12 protein-coding genes are annotated in these 18,082 nt (G+C 35.9%); all 12 read right to left on the bottom strand.

The features are described from left to right. A complete protein-coding gene (locus tag BN30_RS09710; RefSeq protein ID WP_019214902.1) occupies positions 1–930 on the bottom strand; it encodes a ribonuclease H-like domain-containing protein in 930 nt (309 codons plus the stop codon). After that, entirely contained in the window at positions 930–2,027 is a 1,098-nt protein-coding gene (gene ychF, locus BN30_RS07550; RefSeq protein ID WP_019214901.1) for a redox-regulated ATPase YchF, read from the bottom strand. The genes BN30_RS09710 and ychF overlap by 1 nt, the downstream gene beginning before the upstream one ends. Next, complete coding sequence (gene wecB, locus BN30_RS07545) at positions 2,027–3,133, bottom strand: non-hydrolyzing UDP-N-acetylglucosamine 2-epimerase (protein ID WP_019214900.1); 1,107 nt, start codon at positions 3,131–3,133, stop codon at positions 2,027–2,029. Before wecB ends, ychF begins: the two co-directional genes overlap by 1 nt. Next, positions 3,130–4,155, bottom strand: a complete 1,026-nt coding sequence (locus tag BN30_RS07540; RefSeq protein WP_019214899.1) for an MraY family glycosyltransferase — start codon at positions 4,153–4,155, stop codon at positions 3,130–3,132. Before BN30_RS07540 ends, wecB begins: the two co-directional genes overlap by 4 nt. A 9-nt stretch (positions 4,156–4,164) precedes the next feature. After that, on the bottom strand, positions 4,165–4,788 hold the full coding sequence (upp, locus tag BN30_RS07535) for a uracil phosphoribosyltransferase (RefSeq protein ID WP_019214898.1): 624 nt from the start codon (positions 4,786–4,788) through the stop codon (positions 4,165–4,167). Between the two features lie 9 nt (positions 4,789–4,797). Further along, positions 4,798–5,232, bottom strand: coding sequence for a ribose 5-phosphate isomerase B (gene rpiB / locus BN30_RS07530; RefSeq protein ID WP_019214897.1), 435 nt, complete (start codon positions 5,230–5,232; stop codon positions 4,798–4,800). Between the two features lie 42 nt (positions 5,233–5,274). After that, positions 5,275–6,294 (bottom strand): L-threonylcarbamoyladenylate synthase, encoded by a 1,020-nt coding sequence (locus BN30_RS07525; protein WP_019214896.1) that lies wholly within the window; start codon positions 6,292–6,294, stop codon positions 5,275–5,277. 220 nt (positions 6,295–6,514) lie between these two features. Continuing rightward, entirely contained in the window at positions 6,515–9,556 is a 3,042-nt protein-coding gene (locus BN30_RS07520; RefSeq protein WP_019214895.1) for an S-layer homology domain-containing protein, read from the bottom strand. Between the two features lie 11 nt (positions 9,557–9,567). Then, complete coding sequence (locus tag BN30_RS07515) at positions 9,568–14,007, bottom strand: S8 family serine peptidase (protein ID WP_019214894.1); 4,440 nt, start codon at positions 14,005–14,007, stop codon at positions 9,568–9,570. A 188-nt stretch (positions 14,008–14,195) separates the two neighbouring features. Further along, positions 14,196–14,696 carry a DUF4446 family protein gene (locus BN30_RS07510; RefSeq protein WP_019214893.1) on the bottom strand — a complete coding sequence of 167 codons (501 nt, stop codon included), beginning with the start codon at positions 14,694–14,696 and terminating at the stop codon, positions 14,196–14,198. Next, positions 14,680–15,849, bottom strand: a complete 1,170-nt coding sequence (locus tag BN30_RS07505; RefSeq protein ID WP_019214892.1) for an aminotransferase class V-fold PLP-dependent enzyme — start codon at positions 15,847–15,849, stop codon at positions 14,680–14,682. The genes BN30_RS07510 and BN30_RS07505 overlap by 17 nt, the downstream gene beginning before the upstream one ends. Before the next feature lie 105 nt (positions 15,850–15,954). Beyond that, positions 15,955–18,081 (bottom strand): polyphosphate kinase 1, encoded by a 2,127-nt coding sequence (gene ppk1 / locus BN30_RS07500; protein WP_019214891.1) that lies wholly within the window; start codon positions 18,079–18,081, stop codon positions 15,955–15,957. Between the last annotated feature and the right edge of the window lies 1 nt (position 18,082).

The raw sequence follows: 18,082 nt of genomic DNA, 5'->3' as shown, positions 1-18,082 counted from the left end.
CTAAATACTACCTAATTTAATTATATTTCGAATAAATAATTTATTTTGTATGCGTATAGGAACTATGCCATCTTCAAGTGAATCTTCTCCATCAAATTCATCATTTTTTAGTCTGCCTAAGGAGCTCTTGTCAAGGTACTTAACCTTACGTGCGTCCTTCATATATCCAGTTTTTAGCGTAAACTCAAGATGCCTATTGCGCTCATTTTCTTCAATGAAATAATCCGCTTCCTCTACATAGGTATTGATACCCATATCCGTAGTAAAATCAATCATCAAAAGATCTTTTTTTATGCTGTGCTTATCAAATTTATATTTGCGTCCGTCTATGTCAATGGTGATCTTCTCATCTAAAAGGTCTAGTATAGACATAGTTGCTGGCATATATAAAAGGTCATCGTAGTTATGAAGTACAAATCTATCAAAACTTTCTTGATTTTTATTTTTTGCATAATCTTTGTAAAAACTGATGCACTCGCCGCCATTGTAGCGGTCTTCTCTAGTGATGCCAAGCTTTTTCTCAATATTTTTTTGCTTAAGTCCATCAAGATTCAAAGTATCCTTGTGCAGCCTTAGTTTTTCATACATATCAAAGGACTTTGGCTCAGTGACGTATATGCCGTAGCGCTCAGCTCTTTTTTTAATGAAGGGTAAGTCAAAGGAATTGCCATTGTAGGTAACTACTGTCTTGTAGCCCTTTAGTCTTTCGTTCATCAGATTAAGAATTTCTTCTTCCTCATCCTTATCTTCAGCTATAAGCTGAGTTATGCGCATAGATTTTTTACTTAAGTCAATAAAAACTAGCCCGATGAGGTAGATAAAGCTTCTCATGGGGCTAAGTCCTGTCGTTTCAATATCAAGAAAAACAGCTTCCTCATCGTAGTACTTTGACTTAAAAGTTAATTTTTCATCATATTCTAAAATTTTCATTATACATTAAACCTAAAGTAAACTATATCTCCTTCTTGCATAATATAGTCCTTGCCTTCTAGTCTCATAAGACCCTTTTCTTTTACTTTGTTCATGGACATATCGTTCGCAACAAGGTCATCGTAGCTAACAACTTCCGCGCGTATAAAGCCTCTAGCGATATCTGAGTGAATTTTGGCAGCTGCATCAACAGCTTTTGTGCCTTTTTTAATAGTCCACGCCCTTGTCTCATCTTCACCAGTTGTTAAAAAGCTCATTAAACCAAGAAGCTCGTAGCTCTTTTTGATTAATTTATCTAGACCCGATTCTTTTATGCCCATGTCCTCTAAAAAGGCTTTTCTTTCTTCGTCATCAAGCTCGCTCATCTCTTCTTCAATCTTAACAGAGATAGGAACTATCTCGGAGCCTTCTTCAGCAGCGAATGCTTTTAGTTTATCGACGTACTTATTGTTCTTTAAATCATTGATGTAATCATCTTCAGACACATTTAAAACATAAATTATTGGCTTTTGGCTAAGCAAATTAAAACCTCTAAGCATAGCCTTTTGATCATCATTTAGATCCAAGACTCTCGCTGACTTTCCTTGTTCAAGAACTTTTTTCACTTCATTTAATAAATCAAGCTCACTTTGCAAAGACTTATCGCCCTTCACTTGCTTTATTAATTTTTGTATTCTTGCTTCAACCATATCAAGGTCAGAGAAGATTAATTCTAGGTTAATAGTCTCTATGTCTCTTAGTGGGTCAATGCTTCCATCAACATGAACGATGTTTTCGTCTTCAAAAACTCTTAGCACGTGAACTATGGCTTCTACTTCCCTTATATGTGATAAGAATTTATTGCCAAGGCCCTCGCCCTTTGATGCGCCCTTAACTAGACCAGCTATATCATAAAATTCAATCACTGCTGGTATAGTTTTTTTCGATTTATTTACTTCTGTTAATATTTTTAGTCTCTCGTCTGGCACTTCAACGACGCCAACGTTAGGATCTATGGTGCAGAAAGGGTAGTTTGCTACCTCTGCTCCCGCCTTTGTAATGGCATTGAAAAGTGTTGACTTACCTACGTTTGGTAGTCCTACTAAACCTAATTTCATTATTTTACCTCTCTTATTAATATATCTTTAATCATTTTGGCGCTATTGCCGTCACCATAAGGGTTTATGGCCTTATGCATCTTAGTGTACTCGTCTTTATCTGTTAGTAGCGTCTTCATATTGTTATAAACGCTATCAAATTCAGTTCCGACAAGCTTTGCAGTGCCATACTCAATGCCTTCTGGTCTTTCAGTCTCGCGTCTAATAACAAGAACTGGTACGCCTAGTGCTGGTGCTTCCTCTTGAAGTCCACCCGAGTCAGTCACTACCATGTAGGCATGTTTAAGTATATAAGCCATGTCTTCATACTCAACCGGTTCAGTTAAAATTACATTATCTGCTCCGTCTAAATGCTTTTTAGCAAGCTCTCTAACTCTTGGATTTGGATGCATAGGAAAAACTATGTTAACATCGTTAAACTCATCAGCAATTTTTCTTACTGCACCGAAGATATTTTCCATAGGCTCGCCTTGATTCTCTCTTCTATGTGAAGTAAGAAGAATTAATCTTTTACTTAAATCTATCTTTTTTAAATCATCTCTTGTAAATGAATCGACCTTATCGGCAGTCATTAAAAGTGCGTCTATAACAGTATTACCAGTTATGTAAAGCTTTTTTTCGTCATAGCCTTCCTTGATAAGGTTTTCCTTTGCCCTCTGTGTTGGGCAGAAATGAAAGTCAGTCATGATGCCAGTTAGTTTTCTATTTGCTTCTTCTGGGAATGGACTTAAAATATTGCCACTACGAAGACCAGCTTCAACGTGACCTATCTTAACACCATTATAAAAAGCCTCAAGTGCTCCAGCAAACACAGTCGTTGTATCGCCTTGAACCAAAACAACGTCAGGCTTTTCCTTTTTGATAACTTCCTCCAAACCCTTTAAGGATCTTACAGTTATATCAGTCAAAGTCTGTCCTTTTTCAAATATATTCAAATCATAATCAATTTCAAGATCAAAAACCTTTATTACCGAGTCCAAAAGCTCTCTGTGTTGACTTGTTATACACGTTACAAGCTCAACGCCATCAGCTTTTTTAAGCTCTTTAATAATAGGTGCCATCTTTATACCTTCAGGCCTTGTTCCAAATATTACTAAAGCTTTCAATTTTCACCATCCTTAAATAATCCAATCTTATATGCTAAAAAAACTATTATCATAAATATAATTCCAGACATAAGCACAGACACAGTATTTCTAAGCTTCATCACAAGTATACCAAAGATTGAAAATATCGCTGATATCGTATATAGTATCAAAACTGTCTTTTTTGTCGAATATTTTCTTAAAAGTCTATGATGCAAGTGGCCTTTATCAGCCGAGGCAATGGATCTTCCGCTAAGAAGTCTTCTAATCATTGCAAATGTCGTATCAAAGACAGGTAGACCAAGTATCATGATTGGTACTATGATACCTATGGCTGCGACTGCCTTCATTGCTCCTTGTATTGTGATTACAGCAAGCATGAATCCAGCGAGTAAAGCGCCTGTATCGCCCATAAATATTTTTGCCGGAGCAAAATTATATTTTAAAAAAGCTAAGTAGCTTAGTCCAACGCATAAGCAAAGTGCTGTAAGTGAGTACTGTTCATACGAAACAGATACCACAGCTAAAGTCATTGACGAGATAAAGACAATGCCGCCTGCTAGACCATCGAGTCCGTCTATTAAATTTATGATGTTAGTTACGCCAACTATCCAAAATAGTGTTACAGGCAGAGAAAGTAAGCCCAAGCTCAATAAATTATTATCTATAAATGGGTTACCTATGTTCATTATCCTGATATTGCCTAAAAAATAAACGATAAGTGAAGCTATGAGTTGAAATAATACTTTGTATTTCGGCTTAAGGTCATGAATGTCATCGTAAAAACCAGATAGCATGATGATCGTTGCACCTATGAATATAGCTGTGTTCCTTGGAGTAAACTTATAAAGTATCATATATGGGATAAAGATTGCGAAATACATAGCAAATCCCCCACAAGTCGGGATAGAATCAGTATGCATGCGTCTTTGATCCTTAGGAACGTCTATAAAGCCAAATTTTTTAGACAAACGTATTTGAAGCTTTGTAAATATTAGTCCAAGAACTAAACTTACAAATGCCGCAAAATATATTCTCCTCAATTAATTCACCTACTTAGTTCCGAAAAGTCTGTCTCCTGCGTCTCCAAGTCCTGGAACGATGTATTTGTGCTCATTAAGCTTTTCATCAACATTCGCTACATAGATGTCAACATCTGGGTGATGGCTCTTTACGTATTCAACTCCTTCTGGAGCAGCGATGATGTTTACAAGCTTTATGTGCTTTGCGCCTCTCTTCTTTAAGAAATCTATAGCAGCTGTGGCACTTCCGCCAGTTGCTAGCATTGGGTCAAGTACTATAACCTCTCTTTTATCAATATCTGAAGGAAGCTTGCAGTAGTATTCAACTGGTTCATAAGTCTTTGGATCTCTATATAGACCTATGTGGCCAACTTTTGCTGCTGGTAATAAGCTTAACATGCCGTCTACCATACCAAGACCAGCTCTAAGTATTGGTACTAGCGCAATCTTCTTGCCAGCTAAGCTATAGCCAACAGTTTTGCATATAGGTGTCTCTATAGGCATTTCTTCTAATTGTAAGTCTCTAGTTACTTCGTAGCCCATAAGCATAGATAGCTCTGTAACTATCTCCTTAAATTGCTTTGTGCCAGTTTGCTTCATTCTTAATATGCTTAGTTTGTGTTTAATAAGTGGATGATCAAATACAGTTACCATAATACCCTCCTAACAATTTTCGATTAAATCGACTCTTCTTTTATGTCTTCCTGCTAAAAATTCTTCAGCTAAAAATGTATCAAGTATAGACTTAGCAAGTTCATCACCGATTACTCGTGCTCCAAGAGCTAGCATGTTTGCGTCGTTATGATTTCTAGACATCTTCGCCATGTACTCGTTAGTGCAAAGAGCGCATCTAATGCCTTCTACCTTGTTTGCAGCAAGTGAAATGCCTATGCCTGTGCCGCAGATAACGACAGCTTTTTCTACTTCGCCAGCTACAACGCCATTTGCAGCCTTCTTGCCATAAACTGGATAATCAACTGATTCAGTTGAATTAGTTCCATAATCAATAACTTCAATACCTTTTTCCTTAAGGTAGTTCTTTAATTTTTCTTTTAATTCAAATCCTCCGTGATCTGATGCTATGCCTATCTTTCTCATGATACCTCTCCTTTACAATTTTATCATATAAAATTTTTATTTTCAATACTTTATATTGTGGCCCGACGACTTGATGATTCTATTCATAATCGCCATGAAAATGCCTTTGCGCTCATATCCTTGCAAAATTATATAGCCAAAACCTTTGTCATCGGCAGTTCTTAATAAGTTAAATATATTGTGCGATATACTGATGGGCTCTTTGATTGAGCCTAAGTCCATAGTATTAAAATTCTTAAACTCATCTTCATATTCCTTAAGCGTAAAAATAACTGGTTTTTTATCAAGATTTACTTCATACTCGGCCTTCATCTTCTTGATAAGCTCTTCGCCCTCACCCATGATGATGACTACTTTTGCATTTGGCTTGTAATGCGTGTATTTTTGTCCTGGGCTGATTGGTTTTTTCACTTCTTTATCGTCAGTGATGGCCTCATCATACTCTGCCTCAGGAAGAATTTTTTGTAAATCCTCTAATGAGATTTTTCCAGGTCTTAAGATGCGCACCTTGTCTCTACTTAGGTCAATGACAGTTGATTCTATACCGACCTCACTCATCTCGCCATCTAGTATGTAATTAAGCTTGCCGTGAAGGTCCTTATATACATGCTCAGCGCAGGTTGGCGATGGATAGCCAGATATATTCGCGCTTGGCGCGGCTATGGGTGTGCCTGCATACTCAATTAATTTTCTCGCCACATCACTTGATGGCATACGTATAGCGACGCTATCAAGACCAGCAGTGATGACGCTTGGAACAATTTCCTTTTTCTTTAAAATTATAGTCATAGGTCCTGGCCAAAAAGCATCAAGCAAATCATCATATTTACTCTCATAATAAGCAAGCGGCTCTATCATTTCTCTTGACGCTATATGAAGTATCAGAGGGTTATCACTTTGCCTGCCCTTTGCTTCATAAATTTTTTTAACAGCCTCGGCATTTAATCCATCTGCACCTAAACCATATACAGTTTCAGTCGGAAAAGCAACGAGACCGCCTCTTTTGATCTCTTCAGCGCATAATTTTATATTATCATCAGTAATTTTTAAAAGCTCTGTCATTATATCAACCTCTAAACTTAATTTTACCACAAAAATGATGATTTATCAATACAAAGGCAAATGAAATTGATATTATTATTTATACAAAATGTTTACAAAATTTTTTTCTAAGATAAAAATATAAATCGATTGACCCCTTTCAAGAAAAAATATTTATGCATCACAAGGCAAAATAAAAGAGAGACTTATAAAAGCCTCTCTAGTATAAATCAATTTTAACTTATTTAATTACGGATACTTCGGCTATATCTCCAGTCTTAAGTGTTACATTTCTGTCGCCTAAGCTGCCCTCAACATCTTCAAGAAGCATTAGATATATTTGTCCCTTAATATCTTCTTTTTTATTTATGTCCTTAGTAGCTGCGTCGATGAATTTAATCTTGATATCGCTCTTGCCATCTTTATTTAAGAAAGCTTCTCCGCTATCTTGATTAAATATCTTAACTGTACTAGGTAACTTGAAGTTTTTGCTCTTTATGTCAAAAGCAAAGACAAGTCTTCCATCAGCATTCCTCATTGGAACAAAGTATGATGCATCATCTGGATTGAATATATAAAGTAATTCTTTTGTGTTAAGAGTTTTATCAACTATAAGTTTTGAACTTGCTTCGTAGACAATCTCTTCTTTGCCATCTAGGTAGTAGAATATTAAATCGTACTCGCCTTTTTTAAGCTTATTTGTCTCTTCGTTTAATTCTATTTCTTTTCCGTCCTTCATTACCTTAACTTTAAGTTCATCGCTTACATCTTTTGATGTAACTGTGTCAAATAGGGCTGCCTCGGCTCCTTCATAAGTCTTGAAGAATTCTTCATCAATTGCTTCACCCTCAAGCGCTCTATATATACCTAAGATATTTTTAAATCTTTTTGCTTTTTCTTCTGGTCTATACTCAAGTGTTGCTGAATAAGTCCTACCAGCGAAATCATAAGAGAATTTAATTCTTATCTTTTCTTTGTTGCTTGGCTTTCTAAACTTAACAATCTTTTTAGAAGCGTCTCTAACTGCAAGATCTTGATTTGTTTCGCTTGTTACATTTATTTTCATAGCGTGTGAATTAAGTCCTGTGCCACATGGATATATAGCGTAAACAAGTCTTTTTACCTCATCCATCGTCATGTCGCCCTTCATATCAAAGCTTACTATTTGTCCTTCGATATCTCTAGAATTGTAAATAAACTTGATTGGTAAAATTTTTGCTATTTCAGAATTAAGTTCTTTATTAGCTTTTTTGATGGCAGCATTATTTTTACTTGCGATTGCGCCTTGAAGAGCCTTCTTTTTATTTATAAGATTCTTAAGACTTGAATCATATTTTAGTATATCATCAGCTGTCTTTATACTTTCTTTAGCATCTTTAACATCTTTAATGTCTTTGTACAATCTTGTTACTAATTCTTCAAGAGCTTTTTTCTTAGCATCGATATCTTCCTTAACTAGCTTTTCTTGTGTTAATATATCAGATGCTGAATCAATTAAAGCTGCGTCATCTTTATTTAGCTTAATTTTATTTGACTTAATAAAATCTTCTGCTTTTGAAATTTGTGTGTCTAAATCAATTTCTGATGCAAGTGTTTCTTGAATGCTGTCTAATTTATCCCAAATTTCACTTATTTTAGCTGTACTTATCTTGCCATAGCCCCTTGAAGCTGTTTTAGCAAGAGCTAAAATTTCTTCTACGGCTAATCTTTCTTCATTTTTTTCATTTAGACCAAAGTCCTCAATAAGTCCTTCGTAGTATTTTACTTCTTCAGACATATCTTTTAGGTCTTGAACTGCGTTATCATAAGCTTCTTTAACTTTGCTTGTATCATCTAATGCCTTGTAAAGATTTTCTTTTTCGTCCTCATCCTTATGATTTTTATTTCTATTGATAAGCCTTATTAATGTATAGGATTTATCTTCAAGATCACTGATTCTGCCTTGAGTGATGGCTTTTAAATTCTTTAGAGCTTCCTTCATCATCTCAGCTAATTTCGAATTTTCATCCATTGTATTAAGAAGCATGTTTATAGCGTCATCAAGCTTATATAACATATCATCAGCTTCATCATGCATTGGCTTTGATACGATAAGCTTTTCAGCTTCTTCAATCAATCCATTTACATCAGCATTTTTAATATCTTTATTAAGATCTTTTAGATAATTAATAGCATCCTTTATCTCGTCAATAGCATTTTGATCTGCGTAAAGAGCATTTATGCCATCTTCAAGAGCAGTCTTTGCTCCTTCTAGGTCCTCTTCACTTATTTCGTCATATTTTAAAATTTCTTTTGCATTTCCAAGAACAGTTTTTAAATTGTCTAGAGCTCTTTCGTAATTATCCTTGTAATAATCACTATCAGCCATCTTAATCATAGCGTCTGCCATCTTGATTAAATCTTTAAGCTCATCTTTATCACTACTTGCTTCTTCAACTTTAGCCTCATCACTCTTAGTCTCAGCATTTTCTTCTTTTATAGCATCTATCGCGTCTGAAAGTTTTTCACAAGCACTTTCAATTTCACTTACTATTGCCTTTTTATTATTTAAAACAAGTTTTGCGTTTGCATAAGCAAATTCATAAGCATTTGCTAGCTCATCACTTGCCTTCTTTGCATAGCCCATGCCATTCATTAATAGCTTCTTAAGCTCGGACTTGTCAGCGTCTTTGTAATTAGCTGGATATCTAACTGGTGTACCAAGTCTTTTATAAATAACTGCTACAAGCGATATAAATTCAGCTCTTGTAATATTGTCATTCGGCTTAAATGTTCCGTCAGGGTAACCGATAAGAAGGCCAAGTGCATTCAATGCGTTTATATAGCCAGCTTCCTTTACTCCTTCAAGGTCAGTGAAAACACCTTCATCTTCTTTTGCGTCTATACCATAAACAATGGCAAGCATTGCAACTGTTTCACTTCTACTTACTAACTTCTTTGGCTCAGCCTTATCAGCTTTGTTTTCAATAAAACCTGTGTAAACAGCCTTTTTATATTCTTTGTAATAAGGGTCATCCTCTTTTATATCAGTAAAGCTAATATCACTTTCTTCAATAACTCCAGTTAATCTATTTATCGCTTGAATCAATTCAGCTCTGCTAAGCTTTTCATTTGCGCCAAAGCTTCCATCTTCACGCTTATCGAATAATTCTAGTGCTCCGCCATCGTCTATATAGTCCTTTGCCCAGTGTCCATCAAGGTCCTTATATGAGGCTGCAACTAAATTTACAGAAAAGATAGCGACTAAGATTAGTGAAATAATTATAGCTAATTTCTTTTTCATGCTCTGCCTCCTTATTTAAGCTTCTTAAGCTTGATACTTGGGTCTAGTCTGTAAATAATTATATATTTTTCATTTACTCTAGCTGTGCCCACTTCACTTATAGAAACTTTAAATTTGTTATAACCTGGTTTAAGTTTTACTGTAAACTTATCCTTGTTAATGTATCTAACTGCATCAAGCCTATCTATATCAAACTTATCATAAAGTTTTCTATAAACTGTTTCTATAAATTCATTCTTGTCATCATTTGTAACTCTATCAACAATAATCTCTGTAGATTTGTTATCATCAGCAAGAGTGTACTTGATGGTAGCTTTATCACTAGCTATACCTCTTTTGTCAATAGTGTAGTTAAATGTAGCAGGACTCTCATCAACTGCAATTGTAGCAGCTGTGATAGTTTTCTTGCCAGATTTATTTTCAGCTTCTACTTGTAATTTTAGATTGCTATAGCCCTTAACCATATCGATGGAAGTTTTGAATACAAGTGCAAGTCCATCGTAGATAACGCCATCAGCATTGCTAATTTCGCCAGTTTGTTCAAGCTTAACTTCATTTGTAATATCTTTTTCTGATAAAACTTTTTTATTTACATCGTCTATTATTCTAAGAGTTAATTTAGCTAAATCGCTCTTATCAGTGAAAGCCACAGCTCCTATAACATTTAGCTTGCCATCTTCAATCTCAGGCGCATCACCTTGATCGTTAAGAGGTCCGTTCTCACTAACAGTCCATGCGTTTTCTGGTTGTGTTAGATATATGGAAGGATATCCATTGCCTTGAGGAAGTCCTTTTGCTTCAGCTGGCTTTACCTCATATATTCTTGAAGTAAATGTAGTATCATCTTCAAATCTATATGGCATGTAATAAAGTCTTGCGTCTTGATCATATTCAAATTTATCGGCATACTCTTCGCCATTGATTATAGCTGATCCGATGGCATATTCCTTGTCATTATCTGGCAATTGTATTTGAACTTCACCATAAGAACCTTTTTGAATATTATAAATATTGTCATTCCACTTGCTCTTGTCAGAACATGTTGTTTCTGTCCAAAAAGCAGCGCTCTCGCCTATAAGCTTAAGCTTAACAGTTTCATTTGATTTGTAATTAGTGTCAAGAACCTTCTCTTCAGCCCAGTTGCCTGCAATGTCTTTAACATATACGCATAATTTTTCAATATCACAAATGTCATCAACTTTTACATAAACTGTATTTAATTTTTTAGAATCTTTAAGCTTTTCAAGTGACTTAGTAACTTTTTCATCTTGTTCAGTCACTCTCGCTTCATCTTCAGTGTAAAAATCAGTGTTTCCATAATAAAGTCCGCTCACTTCATTATACTTGTGATTGTTGTATATAGGCTCGCCATCATCGTCTTTACCAGTTTCTTTTACTTGCTGAACACCTATAGTATCTATGCCTATGTCATCTGAGACGCTTAGCTTAACATATTTAGCATCGCCTTTGCTGATTATTTCAGCTGACTTGATTATAGGTTTATTATCATCAAAGTAGATAGGTACTGAAACTTCTTGAATATTTTCTTTTTCAGTATTAAGCTTACCCTTTAAAATTACCTTGGCAAAATCATTTTCAGCAAAATCTTCCTTAAATAAGCTAATCCAATTTTCTCCGCCATTCTCAGCTAGTCTTGATTTAGCAAAGTAGCTTAAATCAATAAGATTGTCCATAAGAATTTTATTAGATGCATCTTCAATTCTAGCCTTGATGTACTCAGCGTTTCTTAGGAGGCCAAATCTTATCTTGATTTGTTCAGATGAATCATGATTTGTGATATAAGTCATCTTACCCTTGTATTCAAATGAGTTTACCTTGTTATCAACGCCAGCAGCCTCATCACTTTCTTCTGTAAAGTCAAAAACATCGCCCATAGCGTCATTAGTATCTTTATTTAAAATATTTGGTTTTAAATCATCGCTCCATTCGTGACTAAATACGTCAAATAGTCTTGGTTTAGACCAATCGCCATAGAAACCAAGATAAGGAACTGTAAGAGTCGCATCTTTTTCAGTATCTTCTGGAACAAATCTTAAGAAACCTTCTACATAATTATTTAGATTGATATCATCGTTAGCAAAATTAAATTTAACACTAAACTTGATAGTGCTAGAAGCCTTTGCCACTACAGATTTTTTGTCAATACTAAAGTTCATATCTCTGTCAGTCTCTGTTGATACAGAACCAAAATCTTTATCGTTAACAAATTTTTCTGTAAGCATAGCTGGCTCAAGAGTATAAGCTATGTCCTTATCAGAATAATTTTTCAAAGTGTAGTCGATAGTGAACTCTTTATCTGCAAAACTCTTTAATTCAGCCTTAGCATCAAGCATTCTGTCATTTTTAGCTGTCGCTTTTACAGTTGCTTTTGCTTTCATTAGATTAGCTAAATCAATAAGGCCAGCGCCTTGTCTTCTTACTGGATAGTATGTTTCTTCGTCCTTTTGAGGAATTGCAGTGTTCATAAGAAGAGTCTTTGTTAAAGCCTCTCTCTTAGAAGCATCTTTTGCTTCTTCATAAAAGACTGAGTCTCTATCCTTGATAAATTGCATAACTATCGCAGCCGCACCAGCTACATGAGGTGTTGCCATTGATGTACCGCTCATAACTTGATATTTATAATCTTGATCGATTGAATATATATCAGCGCCTGGAGCAGTGATTTCAGGCTTCATAGTAAGATCAGGTGTTGGTCCCCAGCTTGTGAAGTCCGCCATCTGTCCAGCTTTTGGATTGTCTTGAACACTCATCTCTTTATTAAATGAAATGCTTAGACCACTATCATCAATATATTTTAGAATTTTTTTACCATCAGTATTGCCAACAATGACAGCTGGGAAATTTACATCGTTAAATCCAACCATAGTCATAGGCTCATCATCAGTGTTGATAACGATTACGCCCTTCGCTCCAGCATCTCTAGCGTTACTTGCCTTTTCGTTGAAAGTGCATTCGCCTCTGTCAACTAAAACTAAAGCGTCCTTTATCTTTTCAGGTTCAATCTTATTTATATCACTTGCTTTGCCCTTATTGGCATAAACAAATTTATTAAATGTATAGTTCTCAGGAGTAATTTCAGAGCCCCAAGTGTATTTAATGTTCTTTATCTTATCATTATTTGAATCTAAAGAACAAACTAAATACTTGGTATTTGTTATAGCTGCAACAGATGTAGTCGCCCAGCCAGTAGCAGGTGAACCAGCCATACCATAATCAGTGTTGCCTTCAAGAGCCTTCATAGCGCCGTCAGCATCAAAATATGAAGTGCCTTCGTTACCGTTAGCAACAGCAACTAAGCAGCCCGCCTTGATAGCGTTTTGCATGGCAACTTGAACGATGTCATCATCAGTGATAAAACCAGCTGGCGAACCAAGTGAAAGGTTCATAACATCAGCACCAAGCTTATAAGCGTCTTCAATTGCCTTGCATTGAGCGTCTGAATAAGTGCTTAAATCAGTTAAAGATGTAGAGAAAACCTTCATAATTATTAGCTGAGCATTTGGTGCAACACCCTTGATTGGTGTTTTAGCAAGATTATTTGCATTCTTATAATCATCAGCTTCATTCGCGCCAATAGTTCCGGCAACATGAAGACCATGTCTTGAGCCGTATCTATCTTGCAAAGCATCTAAATCAGCTGTCTCATCATGATAATTATAAACATAAGGAATCTTTTCACAGATGTATTTGCCCTTTAAGCCATACTTTTCTTTAAGTTCATTAACTTTATTCTTTGTAAGAGCAATCTCTTTTTTTGCATCGTCATCAAGTCTGAAGCTCTCAAGATTGTTCATATCAAAACCAGTATCAAGCACAGCTACAACTTGTCCTTCGCCCTTATATTTTTTAGAAGCCCAAACATTTGGAGCTGATATCATTGATAAAGACGCATACATTTGTGGCTTGTCACCCTTATTAGTCTTAGGCAAAGTATATTTTTCAGATATATGTACCCTCTTAACACCCTTAATCTTTTCAATAGCAGCGATATTTTTCCTCTTTGTATAAATAGAAAAACCGCTCACAAAAGTATCAAGTGAGTACAATTCCTTAAAATCAATCTTAGCCTTACGCATAAGAGCCTTAACATTGTCCTCAGATTTTTTAATCTTATTAAGCGCATCCTTTGTTTTGCGAGTGTTGGCAAGAACCTTAGCGCCCTTCTCTTGCATTACAAGAGGCGCCTCATCAAGCTCAACTACAAGCCTTACGCTTTCATTCATAGACTTAGCATCGCTCTTTGCTCTTTTAGCATTTATGCTCTTGCTAAGGACCCTTTTTTGATTAATAGGTCTTTTTCTTGTGTGTATTGCCTTAATCATAGCCTCAGTAGTATTCACATCTTTTTTAGCAAAAGTGATTTGCGAAAAACTTGTGCATAGCATCATTAGAGCTAATATTAAAGCAAAAATTTTTTTACTGTGTTTCAAGAACATCCCCTCCTCGTGAAAATATTGCTTTGTCTATATTATACTACAATCACGAGGCTTTAGGTAAATAATATATAATTATGAAGAAAATATCTTTTTTGTAAAAATAAAATAAATTTATAAAAATTTTTCAAAAAATTCACGCATAAAAATAGACTTGCCTAAACAAGTCTATATGCATAAATATTCTAAAGTCCTGTGATTGCTTTTTCTACCGCGCTTTGCTCTTCTTCTGAAAGAGGCACAACGCTCTCGCCATTCTTAATCATCTTGCCATAGCTAACGCTTTGCTCTCTTCCATGTATGACTGAAAGCAAAACTCCGTTGTTAAATTTATCTAAAAAACAAATTGAAAAACTTAGCTCTGAAGCGCTGTCTTGAAAGGCGTTGTATTTAACGTAGCCGACTTTTTGTACACAAAAACTTAAATTTGTCTCAAGTCTTGTGAATCTGTCTTCATTAAGTATCATGTCTCTATGAATGTCTTTGATGTCTTTACCAAAGGTAGCTAGTAGCTTTTCAACGCTAATGCCGTCCATGCCTTGTGTAAATGTATCTACTCTTTCTTTAAGTTTTTTGAGCTTAATCATTTGCATAACTATTAAGACAATGGCTGCAATTGTAATTACTGAGAGCGCCATGACTATGATGAAAGAGTTAGCACTAATAATTTTATTGATATTTTCCATCTTTCGCCTCTTTTTTAATCTTTTTTAAAGTTTCTATTGCGTAGATAATTTCGTCTTCTGTATTAAAGCAAGAAAAACTAAATCTAACCGCGCCTTTTTTTATTGTGCCAATGGTTTCGTGTGCAAGTGGCGCACAATGAAGGCCTGGGCGAGTTTGTATGTCATATTCATCATCAAGCACATAGCTTAGTATGGATGAGTCTACTCCTTCCATGTTCATTGAGACGACTGGAGTTTTTCTCTTTTCATCAAGTAGACCGTATATTTCTACTCCGTCAATAGTTTTTAGTCCATCGATAAATGTTTTTGTTAGAACTTCTTCATGTTTTTTTATATTGTCTATACCTTCTTCAAGAATATATTCAATACCTGCTCCCAAGGCTATGATTCCGTGGCCATTTGGAGTGCCCGGCTCTAATTTATCTGGCATATCCATTGGCTGATAAACTTCATTTGATCTAGATCCTGTTCCGCCCTCAATCGTGTGCATAACAAGCTCTGGATTTCTTAAATATAAAACGCCTGTGCCTTGTGGGCCGAATAATGATTTGTGCCCAGCTGTTGCTAGCATATCTATATCTAGCTTTTTTAGGTCTATGTCTATGATGCCAGCTGATTGAGCTGCATCGATGAGTATAATTATATCTTTATTAATAGCTTTAACCGCTTTTGAAATTTCATCTATGTTTTCAACTGTTCCTAATAGGTTCGATGAATGTGTCATTACAAGCATTCTAGTATTATCTTTTATAGCTTCAACTATCTTATCTTTACCTACTTCACCAGTTTTTTCTGCCTTAACAACTGTTAAATCAATGATACCCATTTCCTTAAGTGTGAATAATGGTCTTAAGACTGAGTTATGCTCCATAGATGTTGTGATTACATGATCTCCCTTCTTAAGCGCACCCTTGATGGCTGTATTTAAAGCGTATGTTGTGTTCATATGAAAGCTTATATTTAAAGGATTATCTACGTTAAATAGCTTTGCAAGAATTAGTCTAGTCTTCATAATCTCTTCCATCGCTCTAAGAGCTAGCTTGTGACCGCTCCTTCCGGGATTGGCTCCATATTCTCTAAATGCTTCATCAAATTTTTTATATACGCTTTCTGGTTTTGGGAATGTTGTCGATGCGTTGTCAAAATAATGCATATAATCACCTCTTTTTTAATTATATCACAGCTGAGTGCATTTTTCAATCACTATGAATTTGGCAAAGTAAAAGCCTCTCAAAATGAAAGGCTCTCTAATATTATATTACTTTGTAAATATCTTTTTAATCTTAGTAAAAAAGTTTTCTTTAGGCGCTTCGTCTAATTCAGCTCTCTCAAGCTCTTCGTAAAACTTTTCTCTCTTTTCATTTGCTTTATGCATAAAATAATCTTGAGCGATAAGCACTTCGCCTTGTACCTCTGGTTTGATGTAGTCACCCGAGTTAACAAGTATCCTTCTCTTAATATTATCCTTAAGCTGTATATCTAAGTAGCTTACAAGTCTTGCCCTTGCTTCTTCATCGTATACTGGGCAGGCTATCTCAACTCTCTTCTCTGTGTTTCTAGTCATAAGGTCTGCGCTTGAGATATATATCCTCATATCACTGCCTCTTCCAAATTGGTAGACCCTCGAATGCTCTAGGAAGCGTCCGACTATGGACGAGACATGAACATTGTCTGTATAGCCAGTCACATTAGGTACTATGCAGCATATACCGCGTATAATCAAGTCGACATTAACAGAATTTTGTGAGGCTTCGGCAAACTTTTCCAAAAACTCATAATCGGTTAGTGAGTTCATCTTACATCTAATGTAGCCGTCCTTGCCCTTGGCTATCTCCTTGTCCATCTCCTTAAGTAATCTCGCCTTAAGTGTCGATGGCGATTGTAGTAGGTGTAGGTACTTGCCATTGAGCTTAGCTAGCGACATATTTCTAAAAAAATCATTTGCATCGAGTCCTATCTCTTCATTAGATGTCATCAGTGAAAAGTCAGTATAAATCTTCGATGTGTTTTCATTGTAGTTACCAGTACCTATTTGCGTGATGTACTTGATATTCTCCCTATCGTCCTTGTATGTGATTAAGCAAAGCTTGGAGTGCGTCTTGTACTCTTCAAAGCCGTACATTATATTACAGCCTGCCTTAAACAATTCTTCCGAATAATTTATGTTGTTCTCTTCGTCAAAACGCGCCTTAAGCTCCATAAGTGCAGTGACTTCGATGCCATTGTCACATGCTTTCTTTAGGTATTCGACAAGCTTCGAGTGCTTAGCAAGTCTATATATAGTTATCTTTATGGATATGGTCTTGTCACTCTCGGCCGCTTCCTTAATCAAATCGAGGAAGGTGTCAATATCGTCGTATGGGTAGCTTAGTAAAAGATCCTTCTCTTCTATTCTTTTAATGATAGAGCCGCGCTCTAAGGAATATTTTTTAAATGGAGTAAAGTCTTCGTAAGAAACTTTTTTGATGACGGAGCTCGGAATGATGTCCTCAAGACCATAGACGTACTTCATATTGATAGGACTCTTTGTCACAAGTATCATCTCATCCGTAATACCAAGCTCGGCCTTAAGAAAATCAGTAATGCTCTTTGACTTTGTGTTAGAAATTTCAAGGCGAAGAACCTCTTGACGCATCCTCTTTTTGATGACCTTCTTCATAAAGTCTTTGTAGTCGGCAATCTCCTCTTCGATCTCAGTATTTGTTTCGAAATCAAAGTTTCTAGTGACCGCAACAAGTGATTGCTCCTTAATTGTATAGCCTAGGAACATGGTTGGAACGTAATGCTCAATCACTTTTTCGACTCTGATGTAGTTAAATTCATCACCTGGCAGCGATAGATAGCGCTCGAATATGTCTGAGATGGCTACAAGTCCATGCGCAATATTGCCTTCAGCGTCCCACATCTCAGTCACTATATATAACTTTTTATTCTCTAAGAATGGAAGTGGATGTGCTGCGTCAACTATTTGCGCGGAAATCAATGGCTCAATCTTACTAAGGTAGAAGCTTTTTACATAACTTAGCTCCTCATCGTTTAAAGACTTCATGTTTTTATTGTGCATATTGTACTTATCTAGCTCTTTGATGACGTCCTTGTAGATCTTGTCCTTCATCTCGTAGTAGTAGGGCATTGTCTTGTATATGGCATCAAGCTGCTCCTTAGCTGTCATACCCGATTTTTTGTCGATGAACTCCTTCTTAGACTTCATCAAATCAAACAAAGATCCGACTCTAACCATGAAAAATTCGTCCAAGTTCGATGTGAATATCGATATGAACTTGAATCTCTCAAGTGGCGGCACGCTCTCGTCGCTCGCCTCTTCAAGTACCCTTTGATTAAATTTTAGCCAGCTCAACTCGCGGTTTTGCATGAACTCTTCCATT

It is taken from the genome of Fenollaria massiliensis, assembly GCF_000312505.2.
In the GTDB taxonomy this organism is placed as follows: domain Bacteria; phylum Bacillota; class Clostridia; order Tissierellales; family Peptoniphilaceae; genus Fenollaria; species Fenollaria massiliensis.
Note: the sequence above shows the minus strand (reverse complement) of the source record. Positions and strands in the feature narration are given on the sequence as shown.